At 44.0% G+C, this 17,394-nt stretch carries 15 protein-coding genes; 6 read left to right on the top strand and 9 right to left on the bottom strand.

Features of this window, described 5'->3' with window-relative positions; all coding sequences use genetic code 11:
* Positions 1-5: 5 nt before the first annotated feature.
* The 5 genes from GQA99_RS04125 to GQA99_RS04105 all read right to left on the bottom strand — a co-directional run bounded on the left by GQA99_RS04125 (position 6) and on the right by GQA99_RS04105 (position 4,844).
* Positions 6-695, bottom strand: coding sequence for a PspA/IM30 family protein (locus tag GQA99_RS04125; RefSeq protein ID WP_160052591.1), 690 nt, complete (start codon positions 693-695; stop codon positions 6-8).
* 10 nt (positions 696-705) lie between these two features.
* Positions 706-1,119 (bottom strand): YjfI family protein, encoded by a 414-nt coding sequence (locus GQA99_RS04120; protein ID WP_160052590.1) that lies wholly within the window; start codon positions 1,117-1,119, stop codon positions 706-708.
* A gap of 79 nt (positions 1,120-1,198) precedes the next feature.
* Positions 1,199-2,959, bottom strand: a complete 1,761-nt coding sequence (locus tag GQA99_RS04115) for a polyamine aminopropyltransferase (protein ID WP_160052589.1) — start codon at positions 2,957-2,959, stop codon at positions 1,199-1,201.
* A 3-nt stretch (positions 2,960-2,962) separates the two neighbouring features.
* Positions 2,963-3,862 (bottom strand): DUF350 domain-containing protein, encoded by a 900-nt coding sequence (locus GQA99_RS04110; RefSeq protein WP_160052588.1) that lies wholly within the window; start codon positions 3,860-3,862, stop codon positions 2,963-2,965.
* Positions 3,863-3,875: 13 nt separating this feature from the next.
* Positions 3,876-4,844, bottom strand: coding sequence for a hypothetical protein (locus GQA99_RS04105; protein ID WP_160052587.1), 969 nt, complete (start codon positions 4,842-4,844; stop codon positions 3,876-3,878).
* Positions 4,845-5,008: 164 nt separating this feature from the next.
* On the opposite strand from GQA99_RS04105, the gene glnE reads away from it, so the two are divergent.
* A complete protein-coding gene (gene glnE / locus GQA99_RS04100) occupies positions 5,009-7,858 on the top strand; it encodes a bifunctional [glutamate--ammonia ligase]-adenylyl-L-tyrosine phosphorylase/[glutamate--ammonia-ligase] adenylyltransferase (RefSeq protein WP_373291407.1) in 2,850 nt (949 codons plus the stop codon).
* Between the two features lie 71 nt (positions 7,859-7,929).
* On the top strand, positions 7,930-8,898 hold the full coding sequence (locus GQA99_RS04095; RefSeq protein ID WP_160052586.1) for a GGDEF domain-containing protein: 969 nt from the start codon (positions 7,930-7,932) through the stop codon (positions 8,896-8,898).
* Positions 8,899-8,961: 63 nt separating this feature from the next.
* Here GQA99_RS04095 and GQA99_RS04090 read toward each other — a convergent pair whose 3' ends face one another.
* On the bottom strand, positions 8,962-9,915 hold the full coding sequence (locus GQA99_RS04090) for a sodium-dependent bicarbonate transport family permease (protein WP_160052585.1): 954 nt from the start codon (positions 9,913-9,915) through the stop codon (positions 8,962-8,964).
* 146 nt (positions 9,916-10,061) lie between these two features.
* Between GQA99_RS04090 and GQA99_RS04085 the strand changes: the two genes are divergently transcribed.
* Complete coding sequence (locus tag GQA99_RS04085) at positions 10,062-10,364, top strand: DUF3081 domain-containing protein (protein WP_160052584.1); 303 nt, start codon at positions 10,062-10,064, stop codon at positions 10,362-10,364.
* A 35-nt stretch (positions 10,365-10,399) separates the two neighbouring features.
* On the opposite strand, the gene zapE is transcribed toward GQA99_RS04085, so the two are convergent.
* Complete coding sequence (gene zapE / locus GQA99_RS04080) at positions 10,400-11,578, bottom strand: cell division protein ZapE (protein ID WP_160052801.1); 1,179 nt, start codon at positions 11,576-11,578, stop codon at positions 10,400-10,402.
* Between the two features lie 356 nt (positions 11,579-11,934).
* Between zapE and GQA99_RS04075 the strand changes: the two genes are divergently transcribed.
* Positions 11,935-12,705 (top strand): bactofilin family protein, encoded by a 771-nt coding sequence (locus GQA99_RS04075; RefSeq protein ID WP_160052583.1) that lies wholly within the window; start codon positions 11,935-11,937, stop codon positions 12,703-12,705.
* 96 nt (positions 12,706-12,801) lie between these two features.
* Here the strand turns inward: GQA99_RS04075 and GQA99_RS04070 are convergent, their stop codons facing one another.
* On the bottom strand, positions 12,802-13,719 hold the full coding sequence (locus GQA99_RS04070) for a L,D-transpeptidase family protein (protein WP_160052800.1): 918 nt from the start codon (positions 13,717-13,719) through the stop codon (positions 12,802-12,804).
* Positions 13,720-13,853: 134 nt separating this feature from the next.
* The gene (gene norR / locus GQA99_RS04065) at positions 13,854-15,404 is read right to left on the bottom strand and encodes a nitric oxide reductase transcriptional regulator NorR (protein ID WP_160052582.1); all 1,551 of its coding nucleotides are present in this window, start codon (positions 15,402-15,404) and stop codon (positions 13,854-13,856) included.
* A gap of 334 nt (positions 15,405-15,738) precedes the next feature.
* On the opposite strand from norR, the gene slyA reads away from it, so the two are divergent.
* Positions 15,739-16,203, top strand: a complete 465-nt coding sequence (slyA, locus tag GQA99_RS04060) for a transcriptional regulator SlyA (protein WP_160052581.1) — start codon at positions 15,739-15,741, stop codon at positions 16,201-16,203.
* 33 nt (positions 16,204-16,236) lie between these two features.
* A complete protein-coding gene (locus GQA99_RS04055; protein ID WP_160052580.1) occupies positions 16,237-17,295 on the top strand; it encodes an HlyD family secretion protein in 1,059 nt (352 codons plus the stop codon).
* The last annotated feature ends 99 nt before the right edge of the window (positions 17,296-17,394 follow it).

Here is a 17,394-nt window from a genome sequence, read left to right as displayed (position 1 = left end):
ACCAATTAACCTTTACGCGCTTTGATACGATCTAACACCGCGTTAGCATTCGACTTTTGCTCACCAATACCCGCTTCAGCTAACTTCTTGTGCAGAGACTTGTCGCTGTTTTCTTCAGCTAGGGTTTCAGACGCTTTTAAGCGGTCATCAAACTGTTGCTGACGTGCTTTAATACGCTCTAACGAGTCTTTAGCATTAAGCAGTTTTGAGTTGCTAGACGCAAATGAGTCGGTAATAGTTGCCGTGGCTTTTTGTACGCTTTCAGTGGTTTTAACCATGGTTAATTGACGTTGATAATCAGACAATTGACGTTCGGTCTTTTTCACTAAATCTTTTAAACGTACCGCGTGTGAACTGAAGCTGTCGTTAGCCGTTTGCTGTTCAGACAATTCCTCGTCTAGCTGAGCAATTTTTTCAGCGATTTCGATAGCTAACGCTTCATTGCCTTTGTCGAGCGCTTGGGTCACATAACCTTCATGCTCTGCAACACTGCGTTTTAGGCGATCAATTTCACGGCTGGCTTGCATTTCTTTGGCCATCACGTCAGTTAACTCACGCTTAGCTTTGGTTAAATGCTTTTCTGCATCACGGATTTCTTGTTCAAAAATACGGGTTGAGTTTGCGTCTACGATACTCTGGCCAACTTCTGTTGCACCACCACGAAACGCTGTAAGAATCTTGTTTAGAATGCCCATAATTGGCTCCTTAATTTAAAAATTCGACGAGTTCGTCGATCACTTCCAGACAGTTGTCTGACAGTACTGCTAATTCTTGTTCAATTTCAATCATGCTTGATTGCACTGACAATGCACCGTAAACCACGTACTTATCATCAATTTTTGCAAATGAAGATAATGGCATTGGAATGTTGAGCTCTAACATGGTCTCAAACATTTCAGCGCGGCGGGCCTGGTTTACTTCGTTTTCGCCCCATAAATAACTGATACACAATATTTGGTTGTCAGTTACTGATACAAACACCGGAATTTCTTCACGGCCAACAACATTAACTTGTAACACTTCAACATCACCATCAATCGGATAGCAGTCAAACTGAAAGCCGGTTTGGCTTTGGTCGCATAGTCCGTTTAGGTGACTCGCAATAGTATGGATGTTCATATTCGTCCTTAATTGACATATTATGTCTGTGAGTAAAGATAACACCCAGACATAATATGTCAAGTGCTATCTGGTCCAATTAAAAAAGATTTATCAGTTCGTTTTCTGACCAAGCCGCTAAGTGATAGTTATACAGCTGGAGTGAGCCTATTTCGTTCACTTTGATTTTGTCTATATCATCATAAAAATGCTTTGGGAATTCAAACGCACCATGAATAAGTCCTGGCGTTAACCAGTCCTCAGGTACCGGAATTTGCTGTAAAACCGCTAATCGCTGCTGAGCATCTTTGCCTGTTTTAGTGGCAATACTCCAACCCCATTCGCCAAAACTGGGCACGTTATGATGATATTGTTTAACGTTAAACCCTGCTGCGCTGAGCGTTTTACCTACTGAAATAAAAGCATTAGGCGCATGATAAGGCGAGGTTGATTGCACCGTAATCACGCCATCTGCATTGAGTAATTCATTAATCTTTCTGTAAAATAAGTCAGAATAGAGTTTGTTTAAATCAGGATGGCTAGGGTCTGGCAAATCAACAATGATGGCATCAAACATTTGGCCATTACGGATCAATTTATCGACGCCGTTAAAAGCGTCATCAACCATCAAGGTTAAACGAGGATCATTTAAGGCATCACCATTCAATGTCAGTAACGCATCACTTAAATGTTGCGGCATATCTGCAGGAGGCGATTGAAATAACGTTAATAGATCTTGGTCTAAATCCATCAAAGTAACGGCTTTAGGTTGCCATTTAAGCACTTGTTTAAGCCCAAGGCCGTCACCACCGCCAATAATTAATACATTGTCATGACGGGCACTGGCCGCCAAGGTTGGGTGCACTAAAAAGCTGTGATAAATATGCTCGTCGCTGCTAGAAAATTGCAGACGCCCATTAATGTATAAATTATAAACGGGAGGTAATCCGCCACCACGCAAACGTTCTGTAAAGTTGAGCTGCTGGAACCGTGTTGCTTTAGCGTACACCACATGGTCTTTATACAGCAGATTATTAAAATGTTGCTCCCAACTCGGGCCTTTAACTGCCAGTAAACCAATGACCACGCTGGCGATGATATGGCCAATAAGCAGCAGTTTTACGTGACGGATCTGCGCCCAAAAACGCCAGATAAACACAAGACCTGCCACTAAGTTCACACTGGCCGTTAATGCTGCAGCAAGTTGAATATCAATCGCCAACATAAATCCAACCCAAATGGCAGCACCGACACCAGCGCCAATGTAATCGGCACCATATATGGTGCCGGCATTATGCAGTAAATGGGCATCAGATAACGATTGCCGTACTCGGGCAATTAATGGGATTTCCATGCCAATCATTAACCCGAGTAACACGCCCCAAACGTAAGGCAAGTATTCGCTTAAGATTTGTAAGCTGGCAATAAAGCCACCATTAGGTAAATGATCGGGTGGTAAACCAAGGGTATTGGCAATGGTGAGGGGTAATTGCTGACCAAAACCAATTACCGCTGCGGTAATGATAATGGCAAATGAGCCACACAATGCCACGGTGAGTTCGAGCATGGCAAAACCGGTAAACGCACATTTGATTTTACGGGCAGCAAATGCACCAACACCCATCGACACAATCATTAACCCAATCATGGTGTAAATGGCTGCTTCTAACGCACCTAAAATGCGCCCAGCATAGTGTGATAATAGGTATTCGTAAATCAGGCCGCATCCCGCTAGCGCAGCCATGATGCCCAGTAATAGGGCATCATCGAACCACGACACATTGCGAGATACTGGAGGGCTTTGCTCTTCGCCCCCTTGTGGTAATGCTTTGGGGCTAGCTTCAAGCAAAGGGGTTGTCATAAATTACGCCATCAACGCCGTTAAAATAAGTGCAACAGCAATACTGATTGCCATTTCTACTGCGGCTATACCAATGTTGTGTTGCTTTTCAACTTCTTCAGCTAAGTTAATGCCGGCTAAAACCAATTTTTTCACCAAGGCAATCAGTAATGACAAGGCCACAAGCATAATTAACGAGAATACAAACCAACCTATAATGTTAGTTACGTAAGCCGTTGGCTGGTAAATAATGAAGTGACTGGCCGCGTTAAAGCTTAATGCCATGGCAATCATGTAGCCACTGTGACGCAGTGCTAAGGCGGTTTGCCCTTGTACTAATGCGTGTTGCATTGAAGCATTTTGATTGCGTTTAGCATAACGGTGCTCACGTAAACGCGTTAACAAAACTAACATCAATTGTGAGATTAAAAATGCGCTGAAGATGGCAATAAAGGTGTCGAGGGTGATGTCTTCTGCCCACATCAATACGGCACGAATGATAATGGCGGTGGCAATCGCTGCCGCAGCATCTACAACCGCGACAGACACGTTACCTTTTAAAATTTCAGCGTTTTTAGCAAATTCATTTAATGCAATTTTGTCATGTAAAAAGCGGCCTAGCTTAATCAGCACTAAACCAAATAAACCATAAGCCGACATACCAATGGCTTCGGTTAGGTATGATGGTGCAGCTTCGCCGGTAATGGCGCCCGTTAACACAATGCCTAATGCGGCAACAGCACCGGCGGTGCTAATACCAAAAGCAAAATTATCACGTTCAGCCAGTTCGGCACTGCTGTTCACTTTAATGCTCCAACCTTGCAGGTAACGCATCAATGCCAGCAACACAATCGCGATACTTAAGTCGATAGCCAGGATAATCGCTAGCTGTTGAGTTAAGCCATATTCTTGAAAAAATGTCATGGGGAGTCCTTACCTATTTACCACGGCTAACACCGCGACTAGTGCGGCTGCTTGAGTTGCGAAAACTGCTGTCTTTAGAATAATTCGAACGAAACTTGCTGCTAGAGCTTGCCGTGCGAGTCGTGCTACTGGGTTTTGGCGCACTGGTACTTTGACGCGACAAGGTGGTTGAGCCTGTGCGAGTTTTTGCATATGGGCTATCAAAGCGTTTCCCCTGGCTGTCAAAACGTTTTTTGGTTTGTTCAAACGTTTTGGCTTGTGAAGTGGCCTGTTTTGGCGATGTATAGCGATAACGGCCAACATCGTTGTAGTAACTGTAACCGCGACGACTTGACCAATTGTCGTAAGCAATAGGGCGCGAAAAGTTGGAGAACATCGCGTACATGCCGTACCAAGCCCAAATAGACATACCACTTGAGTTATTTTGCCAGCTTCCATAAGCCGGATTGCCCACTAATTGGCTGCCAGGTTCTGTGCCGTCGGTACCATTGGCTAGCGCTTCAGCTTCACGACTAATGGCATTGACGCGGGCTAATTGACCTTTAGACATGTCTGCGACCACGTTAACCGGATCCGATAACATGTCGTTATATAAGCTGGTGTCTGCGGCTTGATAGATATTTTGTGCTTCGGCGAGTTGTTGGTCTAAATCAACAAAATTTGCGCTGTTGCTCAAATCCTTATATCGACGAGTTAGCGACTGGAACATTGGCCCGTCGGTGCCTGCATCTTTGGCAAGCTCATCAAGTAATGGGGCTAAATCAGGCTGACGCTTGGCTAAAATACTGGTGTATTGCTTCAATAAATTGGCATTGCGTAATTGATCGTCTTTAAGTGATGTTGAAAGCAATTCAAGACGCTGCTGCGTTAATTGCTGGTACTTAGCAATTTGCTCCGGTCTGTCGTCGCCACAGGCACTGAGTGTCAGTGCGACGATGATTACGGTTATCAATGTGAGTACACGGGGGAGGTGACCTACCATGTTTTCTCCAAAATGTAGATTTTTCATGTGCTAATTCAATATGACACAGGTTATAGTAATCTTGATGTCAATGATATTAATCTGCATCAATAGACTGATCATTAGATATAGCATTCACGACATAATATGTCCAACATTCATTTTCTTTAGGGATATTTATTGCCATGCAAAACCAAAGTAACAAGGTGTTATCTGCCGCGCTAGTTGAAACAGCAGATCGTTACTGGTTAAGACTCTGCGAAGTTTGGCCTGACGCTAAAACTGCATTGACTGCCGAGCAACAACAAGAATTAAAGTTAGTGTTTGGTTTAAGTGATTTTATTGGCGAGCAATTATGTCGTCACCCTGAATGGATCCCGCAGTTATTTGATGGCCTATTAAATGAAGTCGTGCGCAGTCAGTTTTATGTTCAATTGCAGTCACTTTTAGAAGAGATTCCCCAGGAAGAACAAGCTAAATCCGTTTTACGACGTTATCGAAATCTGCAAATGGTGCGCTTAGCGTGGCGCGACTTTTTAAATTACGCCGAGGTTGAATCATCGTTACTTGACTTGTCTGCTCTCGCTGAAGCCCTGGTTATAGCTGGCCGCGATTGGGTTTATCAAGACATGTGCAAACAGTTTGGTACCCCAACAAGTGCTGATGGTAAGCCGCAGCCGTTACTGATATTGGGTATGGGCAAGCTGGGCGGGCGTGAGCTCAATTTTTCATCTGACATCGATTTAATCTTTACCTTTCCTGAGCATGGCGAAACCGTTGGCGGGCGTCGTACTCAAGACAACCAACAGTTTTTTATCAAAATGGGCCAACGCTTGGTGAATATTCTTGACCAAGTCACCGTTGACGGTTTTGTATTTCGTGTCGATATGCGCCTGCGTCCTTATGGTGAAAGCGGGCCGTTAGTGGTCAGTTTTAGTGGTTTAGAAGATTATTACCAGGAGCAAGGGCGCGACTGGGAACGCTACGCCATGGTCAAGGCTCGCGTACTTGGTCCGTGGAGTGGTTATTGCGACGAACTGCATGACTTATTACGTCCGTTTGTATATCGACGTTATATCGACTTCTCGGCAATTGAATCATTACGTAAAATGAAGCAATTGATTGCACAAGAAGTCAGACGCAGACAATTAACAGACAACATTAAGCTCGGCGCTGGTGGGATCCGTGAAGTTGAGTTCGTGGTGCAAAGCTTTCAGTTAATCCGTGGTGGGCGAGAACCTGCGTTGCGTCAGCAAAGCTTATTCGGCGCCATAGATACGTTATACAGTTTGGGGCAGTTAGAATATTTAGCCGTTGATGAACTTAAGCACAGTTACATTTTGCTGCGCCGCGTGGAAAACTTACTTCAAGCCATTGGCGACAAACAAACGCAAACCTTGCCCAATAACGATCTTGATTGGCAACGATTGTGTGTGCCGCTCGAATTAGCAGATGAAGCGCAATTACGACAACAAATTGAAGCGGCAATGTCTATTATTCATGGCCATTTTAATGCCACTGTTGGCGGCAGTGATAATCAAGATTACAACGATCATTGGTCATCTTTGTTTTGGAATATTCAACAAGACGATGATGCGGCAACGTTACTGCAAGAGCAGCAAATCGAAGACGAGGCGCTGTGGCCCATGTTAAGTGACTGGCGTCAAACCGTGTCTAAACGCTCTATTGGCCCTCGTGGCCGTGAAACGTTAGACAAACTCATGCCAAAACTGCTTGAAGAGTTATTTAATCAATCGACTCCCAGCTTGGCATTTAAACCGGTATCCAACGTACTGGATAAAATTTTAACTCGCACTACCTACCTTGAATTGTTGTGTGAAAACCCAGGAGCAAGGCAGCAATTAGTGAGCTTATGTTGTGCTAGTCCGTGGATTGCACGAGAACTTGCTAATTTCCCCATGCTGCTTGATGAGCTCATTGACCCTTCGCAGCTATACGATATTACCTCCATTGATGATTATCCAAGTGAATTACGCCAATATTTACTGCGTGTACCAGAAGATGACATGGAGCAACAAATGGAAGCTTTGCGACAGTTTAAGTTGTCGCAGCAGTTAAAAATTGCCGCAGCCGATGTCACAGGTGTATTACCGGTTATGCAAGTGAGCGATCATTTAACCTTTTTAGCAGAAGCGATTATTGAACAAGTGGTGCTACATGCCTGGCATCAGGTTGCGGCTAGACATGGTGTGCCAGAAGGCACAAGCCCCAGTAACATGGGCTTTGCGGTAATAGGTTACGGCAAGTTAGGTGGTATTGAGCTGGGGTATGGCTCAGACTTAGATTTGGTGTTTTTGCATGGCCATAGTGGTGCGGGTAGTACCAATGGTGAACGACCAATCGACAACAGCCATTTTTATTTAAAACTGGCTCAGCGTATCGTGCATTTATTTGCCACCCGTACCACATCGGGTGAGTTATACGAGGTCGACATGCGTTTGCGTCCATCGGGCGCATCGGGGTTGTTAGTGAGTGAAATAGAACAGTTTGGCCAATACCAATTAACCGAAGCCTGGACATGGGAGCATCAAGCATTGGTAAGGGCACGATTTGTATTTGGTGACAATGCATTAGCTGCGCGTTTTAGTGAAGTCCGCGGGCAAATATTACAACTTGAACGAGATCAAACTGAGCTGGCAAAGGCGGTACGTGATATGCGTACTAAAATGCGTAATCATTTACTGCACGCTGAACCCGGACAGTTCGATCTTAAACAAAGTGCTGGTGGCATTGCTGACATCGAGTTTATTGCCCAATACTTAGTGCTCGCTTATGCGCATCAACACCAAGAGTTGACCATTTGGTCTGACAATGTGCGGATTTTTGAAGTATTAGCGGATTTAGAGCTCATCCCTGTCATGCATGCGCAGCACCTAACGCAAACCTACTGTTGGCTACGTGATGAAAACCATGAACTGACATTACAGCAATTGCCCGGTAAGTTACCTCATCATGTAGTGGAACAAAAAACAGACGCCGTCATTGAAATTTATAATGAAATATTATCAGTCTAAACAGGCTTTAGCTTGAAATAGCAGCATTTTACTGCTTTGATTAGGGCATCTTTTAGTAAAAGGCGGTATTAATGCTGGTAGCTCCGATACCTGAAAATGAACACACTCGGCTCGAAACCCTCAGAGGGTTGCACATACTCGATACCATGGCCGAGGAACGTTTCGATCGTATTACTCGCCTCGCAAGGCGCCTATTTTCGGTATCGATTAGCGTGGTGAGTTTGATCGACAGCGATCGACAATGGTTTAAGTCGGTGCAAGGTTTAGACGTTTGCGAAACGAGTCGAAATATTTCATTTTGTGGTCATGCCATTAATCAACCTACAGTGATGGTTGTGCCCGACGCCTTAAATGATCCCCGTTTTGCCGACAACCCGCTGGTGCTTGCCGCGCCTAATATTCGTTTTTATGCCGGCTTTCCGTTAACCATGCCAAATGGTATGCGGGTGGGAACATTGTGTATTATTGACGATAAACCCAAGGAGTTTAGCCTTCAAGATGAGCAAGCTTTAGAAGATTTAGGCCGATTAGTGGAAGATGAATTGCTATCGATTCAGCAAAATACATTAGATGCATTAACCGCGATTTCTAATCGACGTGGATTTGAATTACTAGCAGAGAAAACCCTTGCCAATACTGACCGACTTGGTTTAAGTACGAGCCTGATCTTTTTTGATCTGGATTATTTCAAAGAGATTAACGATGAGTTTGGCCATGAAGAAGGCGATATCGCACTAAAAAGTTTTGCTAAATTGTTGATTGACTGTTTTAGAGAGTCGGATGTTATAGCACGTTTTGCCGGCGATGAGTTTGTGGTCTTACTTAGCCAGAGAGAGCAGGTTTCTGTCGACTCGGTATTGCAGCGTTTTGCCGATTTAGTGAAGCAGCACAATCAACAAAATGGTAAATCTTATGCATTAGCTTACAGCCAGGGTGTGGTGAGCCGACAAGCAAAACAAAAAATGGATTTATGTGAATACCTCGCACTTGCCGATCAAGCCATGTTTATCGAAAAAGCAAAACATCATAAAAGTGATTAAGTGGATAAAATAAACAGGCCCACTGACAATATTTGTTAGTGGGCCTTTTATTTTGATAAGCCATTACATCAAGAGTTGTTCAATCCACATTTGATAAAGTGGCAAGCCAATAAGCACATTTACAGGGAACGTAATTCCTAGTGATGCCAACATGGCCAGCCCAATATTCGCATCTGGGATAGCGGCTTTAATTGCTGCAGGAGCTGCAATATATGAGGCACTGGCACTGAGTCCTGCCAACACTAAAATACTGCCAGAGGGCAACTCTAGCGCAAAGCCTAAGCCAATACCGACCCATGCCAACACAAACGGTGCCAGAGCTGCAAAAGCCAATAAACGCCATTGTTTATAAGGAATAGGAAAACACACTTTAGCCGTGCTGATCCCCATTTCTAATAAAAACAGTGCTAACAAGGTTTTAAATCCGGCAAGCAACATGGGGGTTAATGGTGCCATGCCTGTGGTGCCGTAAATCCAACCGATAACTACACCGCCACACAGTAATACCACACCACGACTGGTGAGAGCCTCATGCAAAATACTGCCGGCAGACGAGTGTACTTCATTGCCAGCGGTTTTAGCCTGTAAGTAACGATGTAGCCACAACATGATAATAATGGCGGGCAGCTCAAGCAGCACTAAATACAAGGTCGTTTCAGGGCGTAAAGGCCATTGCGATTTATCGACCATCGCCATGACCACCGCAAAGGTACCTGCACTCACCGAGCCATAATGGGCAGCAATACTAATGGCTTCTTTTTGCGGTAATTTAATGAGTTTGCGTAAAAGGGGGTACAAGCTCAGTGGGATAATAAACCCTAATGCAATCACTGCCAGTAATTCAGATATTGCTAGATTGGCGGTTTCGCCGTGTAGTGCCATGCCGCCTTTAAGACCGAGGGTTAGCATCAGTAAAATTGACAAGGTTTCGTAGGTGGCTTTGGGGACTTTTAAATCTGATTTTATTAACCCCGCAATTAAACCGAGGGCAAAAAAAGCTATCACAATATCAGGCATAGTATTGGGTTCTGTCTGTTATGAAGTACGGCGATTCTGCCTTGTTGCAGGGTGAAAGGGAACTGTTTTAGGATTTATTTTATGACTATTGGACAGCATTGTCGTTGTGGGCGTATTGTAGTATGTGTGTAGTTCAAAGGATGTATATGATGAAAAATGAAATTGATATTCACCGCGCGTTAAAAGTGTTTAACAAAGTCACGCAATTCGGTGAAAAACGCATAGCCGACAGCGATGAGGCTCAAAAAAGTGTCTTTGGTAATGACTATTATCTTTGCGGCATTAGCGCGCAAACTGACCATGACGGATACACCATTGTATTGTCGGATGCACAGGTAAGCTTAACGGTGTTTTTTCATAATAAATACCAGTTTGAGTACCCGTCTAATGATGCGCTAGACAATTTTTTACGCCGCTTTAATGATGTCGAAAACTATCAAGCGGCATAAATTGATGTGATAGGTCTAACGGGGTAATTGAGCCGTTATGCGTGCTCGTTTGCGGCAGATATCGCCCACTGTTTCATTTCAGTTAAGCGGCTATAAGTGCGCCTAAATTCAAATGAGAGTGCTCCATCAAGGTACAACTCATCTAACGTCCAGTGGCTGTGTATGATCAAAATGACTTTTTGATCATACAATTCGTCAACCAAGCTAATAAAGCGCCGCGCGGGATCGTCCTCGCTCGCATACGCTAATTGGCGCTCGCCGGTTGTCGTGGCTTGCGAACCATCTTCAGTACCTCTTGCTCTAATCCAACTGCGTACTTGACCACCTAACTGTGGCACGTTGCTTAACAGTACATAGCTAAATTGACTGGCAATTTCTATATAATCTAATGCCGATCTTGGGCCTTCACATAATGCAGAAAATTCAAACCAGCCAAGTCGGTCATGCCGTGCTTCGATAGCAATGTCGCGCTGGCAGATCCGTAAAGTCTGTGGAGAGATTTTTGGCACACTGGTATGGCTACATAATTGGCTCATTTGAGTAAAGATATCATCAGCATCTTCAATTGATGGCAGCGAAATCCAGGCTAATGATGTTTGAGGGTGCTGCCGCGAAGCTGCCAGAGACATGCGATGATCTTTATCACCATCAAGGTGGATCTCTTGGGTAAAACGCTGCAGTAAATCGATTGTCGGTAAAAAACGATCGCGCTGTAAACCGTTTTTGTATAAGTCGACAATTGGAATATTGGACGTAGCCACTAAGGTTACCCCTGAGTGGAATAGAGTATCAAACAGCCGCGCCAGTAAAATCGCATCACCAATGTCTGACACAAAAAACTCATCAAAACAAATGAGTTGATATTGCGAGGCGATCTGTTTGGCAATATGGGTGAGAGGATCGCGGATCCCAGATGTTTGATTAAGTTGCTGGTGGATCATGGCCATAAAACGATGAAAGTGCAGTCGCATGACAGTGTTTTGCGCCTGCTTAGGGTGTTGGCTCAGGCACTGACAAAACAAATCCATTAAAAATGTTTTACCCCTACCCACATCCCCCCACAGGTATAAACCTTCATCGATGGGGGATGAATGAATAAATTGCTGGTATAGAGTCTCTAATGCTAACAAGGCCTCTTGCTGTGCTGGGTCTGCTGTTATTGCCTGTTGTGAGTCAGCACCCATCGCTTGTTGGTAAGCTTGCAATGGCGACATCGACTGAACAGTAGGGGAGCTAGGGCTTGCTAATGGCGCGAGAACATCTACCGATGAATATATGGCTAAACTTTGTTTTAACGATGGTTTTATTGATTGTTTTTGCGAATGATTTTGCACTTTTTTAAGGGTGTCTTTTGCTGTGTATGTAGGCTTATGCTTGGGATCAGTCGTTGGCATAACAGTTCGGGCTATTTATTGATCTAGGTACTATAGCATGAATAGTAGGCTTTATTGTGTAGCCCATTTACTTTAAGATTTGTCACTACCTGTAACAATTTATACAAATTATATTAACTATCTGAGCAGGTTAGATAATTAATGTGATAGGTATTTAACCCTAATAAGGACAGCAAGTGAATAATAAGAATAAGGGGATAACCTACATAGGTGCTGATATGTCATTAGCGGGCGACATGAGTATTCGTGGTCCAGCAATGATTGCAGGCAAAACCAAAGGTAAAATTAGTTCTAGTCATCAAATTCAGATTGCGGTTGGTGGTGAAGTTGAAGGTGAAGTGTTTTGTCAGGAAATGCGCGTCTCAGGTGTGTTTAAAGGTAAATTACACTGTAACAAGTTAGTTATCGTTAGTTCTGGCGTCGTTGACGGTGAAGTGTCGAGTCATCAAATGGAAATTTACGATGGCGGCCAGTTTATTGGTATGCGCACCAAAGGTCCGGATGCATCAATCCTGCCAGAGCCAGAAGCCGGTTCTACTGCGATTAATATGCCTGCCATGACCGACTCAAATAAATCCGCGTCATCGCCTAAGTGGGCTTATGCTGCTTTGGCTGGCGCCGTTATTGTTGCGGGTATTCTATTTTTACCGCAAATAAACTCATTCATTATGTCGCCAAATATATCGCCTGATCCTGTCGCAAACCAAGCCAGTCAGTATCTGCAAAGCTCAAACGATATAACCGAAGATGATGCGGCGTTATTAATGCAAGATGTTGAGCAACAAAGTGCATTTCTTGAGCAGCGTGAAGAGCTTATTGGTGCAGGGCAAACTGATATCAATACCGCCATGGAAGACTTGCATGCATTGGAGCACACCAATCAAGCTTTGGGTGATACGCTCAATACTGATGGAACCAATGAGCCAGATATTGAACTAATACCTTAAACGTCAAAAATAAAAAATGGCTTGATTAAAATCCGCTAAAGCGGAGTAATCAAACCATTTTTGTTAATGCATTAGGCCTTTGAAGGCCGAGAGCGATTAAGGGTTAATACGTGTTGGCATGCCAGTACGTTTTTCTAATACACGTTTTAACGTTGTTGAGTCAGTTTCTGGGTGAGCCAGAAAACGCGTCATGTTCTTGTCTAATGTTAATGACACAGGCTCTTTTGAATCAAACTCAGCTTGGGTTTTAGACAGTGGCTCATGCACTTCAAGATAACGGCTGCCATCTGGCTCTGCAGTTGCCTTGATCGGTTTATTTAAGAACTCAACACGGGTACCCACAGGTACAGTTTCAAATAAGTGTTTAATGTCTTCGTCGCGTAAACGGATACAACCCGAGCTCACTCGTAAACCAATACCGAATGTGGCGTTAGTGCCGTGAACCGCAAATAGGTTACCAACATACAGCGCATATAATCCCATTGGGTTATCTGGGCCTGCTGGCCACACTGCGGGTAAGGTAATGCCATTAGAGGCATAAATGCGACGAGTATTTGCCGTTGGCGTCCACGTTGGATTGGCGCGTTTACGTTGTACAGTGGTAACCCAATTTTCAGGGGTATCACGGCCTATTTGGCCAATACCGATAGGCAACACTTCAACGATATTTTTACCCTTAGGATAATAATATAAACGCATTTCAGCAGAGTTAATCACGATACCTTCTTGCTTGGTATCTGGCAGAATTAACTGGTGCGGAATGATTAACGTACTGCCTGGTTTAGGTAAAAATGGATCAACACCAGGGTTCGCTTCGATAAGGTTAGTTAAGCCTAATTGAAATTCAGCGGCGATTTGCTCTAGTGTTAATTTACCTTCTTCAGGTACCACATAATATTGGTTTTCACCGACCAATTTACTGCCGTTAGTCGGTAAACGATATTCAACAGCAGCGCTTGAAAAACTTAACATTATTGCAGACGCGGCAACGAATGCGGTGCGTAACGAATTCATCATAAGGGGGTTATCATTCCTAAAAATAGACGTTATTTAAGTCAGACTACAATATCTTTCAAAGCTTGACTATTGAATAGCGCGCATCCTCACTTATTACGTCTAATAATTCAACTGATTTTTTTGCACTTTAGTCATTTTAATCCTAAGCGTTTTGCTAAACGATGCAAGTTACCTGAGTCAAGCTGTAGGCTTCGTGCCGTTGCTGCCCAATTGCCGTTGTGTTGCTGCAATACCTGTTGAATAAACTGACCTTGAAACTGATCTGTTGCATCTCGTAAGGTAGTTTGTGGTAAAGATGTTACTGAGTGTTTAACTGAGTCATTTCGTGTCTGAGAGGCTATGGTTTCTGTGTGTGGTGCAAATTCAAAGTGTTGAGGAGTGATAGTGCACATGTCCTCGAGAATCCCAGCCGATTTAGCCAACACTGCAGCGCGATGAATAGCATGTTCAAGTTCACGAATATTACCAGGCCAATCATAATGGTTGAGTAATGCCAGGGCATCGTGACTTAATCCTAAATGGGGTAGCTGCAATTGTTGACGATAACGCTCAATGAAAAAACCGGCCAATAAATGAATATCCTGCGGGCGCTCCCTAAGTGGTGGTACAACAACAGGAAATACACTTAATCGATGGTATAAATCTGCACGAAAACGTCCTGCTAATACTTCGCTTTTAAGATCTTTATTGGTGGCGGCAATAATTCTTACGTCCACTTTTAAACTGCGATCGTCACCGACCTTTTGTAAATCACCGTATTGCAGCACCCGTAGTAACTTTGCTTGCAAATTAAGTGGTAATTCACCAATTTCATCTAAAAATAATGTGCCTTTGTCTGCCACTTCAAACTTGCCACTGCGGTGGCTAATGGCGCCGGTAAAGGCCCCTTTTACATGGCCAAATAGTTCACTTTCAGCAACCGACTCAGCTAATGCGGCGCAGTTTAAATACACTAGCGGTTTATCGGCGCGAGGAGAGTGCTGATGCACGGTTTTGGCGATGAGTTCTTTACCTGTTCCGGTTTCGCCTAAAATCAGCACGTTTAACTCGGTCGCGGCAACCACATTCACTTCATTGAGCAAGGCCATAAAGCTGTCGTCCTGGCCAATGATCTCTGTTGCAGTATCGAGCTGCCCAGTAGGTTTATTGCTGGTAATGGTAAAGTTACTCGCTTGTTTTTCGAGTTTATCAATCAGCAAGGCATTATTGAGTGAAGCGGCAGTAATGGCGCTAATGCTGCGTAATTCATTATTGGTAAACTGGTCAAACTTATTGGGATCGAGAGCGTCGATGGTTAATGCCCCAATCAGTTGCTCGTTGGCAAACAAGGGTAATCCAACACAGGCATGTACTTTTAAATCGCCATCCACATTAGGAATAAGGCCATCATAAGGGTCGGGTAATTGACTGTCGGCAGGAAAGCGCACCACATCACCGGCTCGCGCAATGGCCTCAAGCCTTGGGTGTTCATTAACAATAAAGCGCCTGCCCAATACATCTGCGCTTAAACCATCGATTGCCAGTGGCGTAAATTGATGACCTTGGAACGACAATAGCGCCGCGGCATCGCAATCTAGAGTGTCTCTAAGAGTGGTCAGTAAGCGTGAAAAACGATCGCGATTAGATAAATTTGCGGTGATGTCAAGCGCAATACGAGTGAGATCTGTTTGACTTAACGCCATGACCAACTCCAAAAGAAACTAAGTAATTGTCATTATGACAAATGTGAATCTAACAACAAGAACAAAGAGGTTACGTCGATCACAAAAAGGTCATCAAGGCCCTTTTTTTGTTTACTTGAGTTAATTGAGTCTAGTGTTATGCCAATCCGCCGGCTTGTTTCAGTGTCTAAATCACCGTATCCAAATGCGTCATTTAGACATTTAAATGTCTAAATGACATCACTATTAAGCTTACTCTGTTATTTCAACGCGGTTTATCTTATTCGATAAGGTTATTTACTTAGCATGCTAACTAGTTATAATGCTTAGCACGCTAACTAAGTAGGTGCATCTCATGTCCCCAGAATTAGAAAGATTAAAAGAACTGTCTCTTGCTGAAAATTTAGGTCGATTGCACCGTTTATGGCGCACGGCTGCGGATGCAGAATTAATCCCGCTAGGTCTCACTCATCCGCGCTGGACAGCATTGTGGAAATTACTGCGCTTAGGCGACAACGTCAGCCAAAAGGTGCTTGCAGATGCGTTAGAAATTGAATTGCCATCGTTAATGCGCACCCTTAATCAATTAGAAGAACAGGGCTATGTGCAGCGCCGTTGTTGCGAAAAAGATAAACGGGCACGCATTGTTAGCTTAACCCCAGATGGGATTGAGATGCTTAAACAGATGGAAAGTAAAATCATGTTAGTGCGACGTAATTTATTAGCAGGCATTAGCCAGCAACAGCTCAATGACTTTGAAAATATTATGAGTCAAATCAGCGAGAACGCACTGGCAACATTAGATAAAACCTCTGCGTAGCTGCATAGGCAAAAGTGAGTAATGAGAAAGTATATGACCCCAGATCAACAATTTGCACGACTCGTTAAAATATCCATATTTCTGTTTGTATCAGTGTTTGGCTATTTTATGTTTGCCGACGCTATGATGCCAATGACCCCACAGGCAATGGCAACTCGTATGGTGACCAAAGTCACCCCGCAAGTCAGCGGTAAAATTGCCTCTATAGCCGTGGCAAACAATCAAGTGGTCGCTAAAGGTGATGTGTTATTTAGTATCGATTCCGCGCCATATGAACTGGCTGTTGAGCAAGCCAATTTAGCCTTAGAGCAAGCCAAACAAGACAATGCTGAGCTCGATGCTGAGATATTAGCTGCTCAAGCCGATGTTAACGCTAAGCAAAGTAGTGCACAGCAAAAACGCAGTGAGGCAAAACGGCTTGATGCACTTTATGCAAGCCGTGGTGTATCGCAGCAATTAGCCGATCAAGCACAAAGTGACGCCTCAACAGCAGAAGCTAACTTAATGGCAGCCAATGCGCGTCTAAGTCAATTGGTGGTGAGTCGTGGGCGTGATGGTGCAGAGAATTTAAAAATGCGCCAAGCTCAGAATCGTCTCGCTCAGGCCGAGTTAAATCTGTCATACACCCAGGTGCGCGCCGATCAAAATGGGGTGGTCACTAATCTACAACTAGAAGTCGGCAGTTTTGCCACTGTTGGTCAGCCATTGCTCGCAGTGGTATCTGAAAAGGTCGATATTATTGCCGACTTTAGAGAAAAAAGTTTAAGAGGAATAGAGTCTCAATCTACCGCTTTTATTACTTTTGACGGTCAACCAGGGCGTTTATATCAAGCCAAAGTCAGCAATGTCGATGCTGGAGTGAGTGCCGGGCAGTTTGATGCGAATGGGCGTTTAGCCACGCCAGAGGCGTCGGCGCGCTGGGTGCGTGATGCTCAGCGTTTACGTTTGCATTTAGCTCTGGATCATCAAGTGGTTAATACCTTACCCGCCGGTGCGCGCGCCACTGTGCAATTAGTCCCTAATAATGTGGTGCTAGGTTTTTTAGCAAAAGTACAGATTAAGCTGATTAGCGTGCTGCACTATATATATTAATCCCGAGCCAAGTTATTAATCCCGATCAAAATATCGATGTTGTTACTCGCCTTATTGCGCCACTAAAGTCGCGGCAAACCTAGAGTTTGTCGTGACGTA

Source organism: Shewanella litoralis (assembly GCF_009828585.1).
GTDB lineage: Bacteria > Pseudomonadota > Gammaproteobacteria > Enterobacterales > Shewanellaceae > Shewanella > Shewanella litoralis.
This window is presented reverse-complemented; position numbering and strand designations above follow the sequence as displayed.

Excerpts from the sequence above, each read along its gene's own strand:
- GQA99_RS04125 (WP_160052591.1), bottom strand. The coding sequence starts at position 695 with ATGGGCATTCTAAACAAGATTCTTACAGCGTTTCGTGGTGGTGCAACA.
- GQA99_RS04120 (WP_160052590.1), bottom strand. The coding sequence starts at position 1,119 with ATGAACATCCATACTATTGCGAGTCACCTAAACGGACTATGCGACCAA.
- GQA99_RS04115 (WP_160052589.1), bottom strand. The coding sequence starts at position 2,959 with ATGACAACCCCTTTGCTTGAAGCTAGCCCCAAAGCATTACCACAAGGG.
- GQA99_RS04110 (WP_160052588.1), bottom strand. The coding sequence starts at position 3,862 with ATGACATTTTTTCAAGAATATGGCTTAACTCAACAGCTAGCGATTATC.
- GQA99_RS04105 (WP_160052587.1), bottom strand. The coding sequence starts at position 4,844 with ATGGTAGGTCACCTCCCCCGTGTACTCACATTGATAACCGTAATCATC.
- glnE (WP_373291407.1), top strand. The coding sequence starts at position 5,009 with ATGCAAAACCAAAGTAACAAGGTGTTATCTGCCGCGCTAGTTGAAACA.
- GQA99_RS04095 (WP_160052586.1), top strand. The coding sequence starts at position 7,930 with ATGCTGGTAGCTCCGATACCTGAAAATGAACACACTCGGCTCGAAACC.
- GQA99_RS04090 (WP_160052585.1), bottom strand. The coding sequence starts at position 9,915 with ATGCCTGATATTGTGATAGCTTTTTTTGCCCTCGGTTTAATTGCGGGG.
- GQA99_RS04085 (WP_160052584.1), top strand. The coding sequence starts at position 10,062 with ATGATGAAAAATGAAATTGATATTCACCGCGCGTTAAAAGTGTTTAAC.
- zapE (WP_160052801.1), bottom strand. The coding sequence starts at position 11,578 with ATGTCGCCATTGCAAGCTTACCAACAAGCGATGGGTGCTGACTCACAA.
- GQA99_RS04070 (WP_160052800.1), bottom strand. The coding sequence starts at position 13,719 with ATGAATTCGTTACGCACCGCATTCGTTGCCGCGTCTGCAATAATGTTA.
- norR (WP_160052582.1), bottom strand. The coding sequence starts at position 15,404 with ATGGCGTTAAGTCAAACAGATCTCACTCGTATTGCGCTTGACATCACC.
- slyA (WP_160052581.1), top strand. The coding sequence starts at position 15,739 with ATGTCCCCAGAATTAGAAAGATTAAAAGAACTGTCTCTTGCTGAAAAT.
- GQA99_RS04055 (WP_160052580.1), top strand. The coding sequence starts at position 16,237 with ATGACCCCAGATCAACAATTTGCACGACTCGTTAAAATATCCATATTT.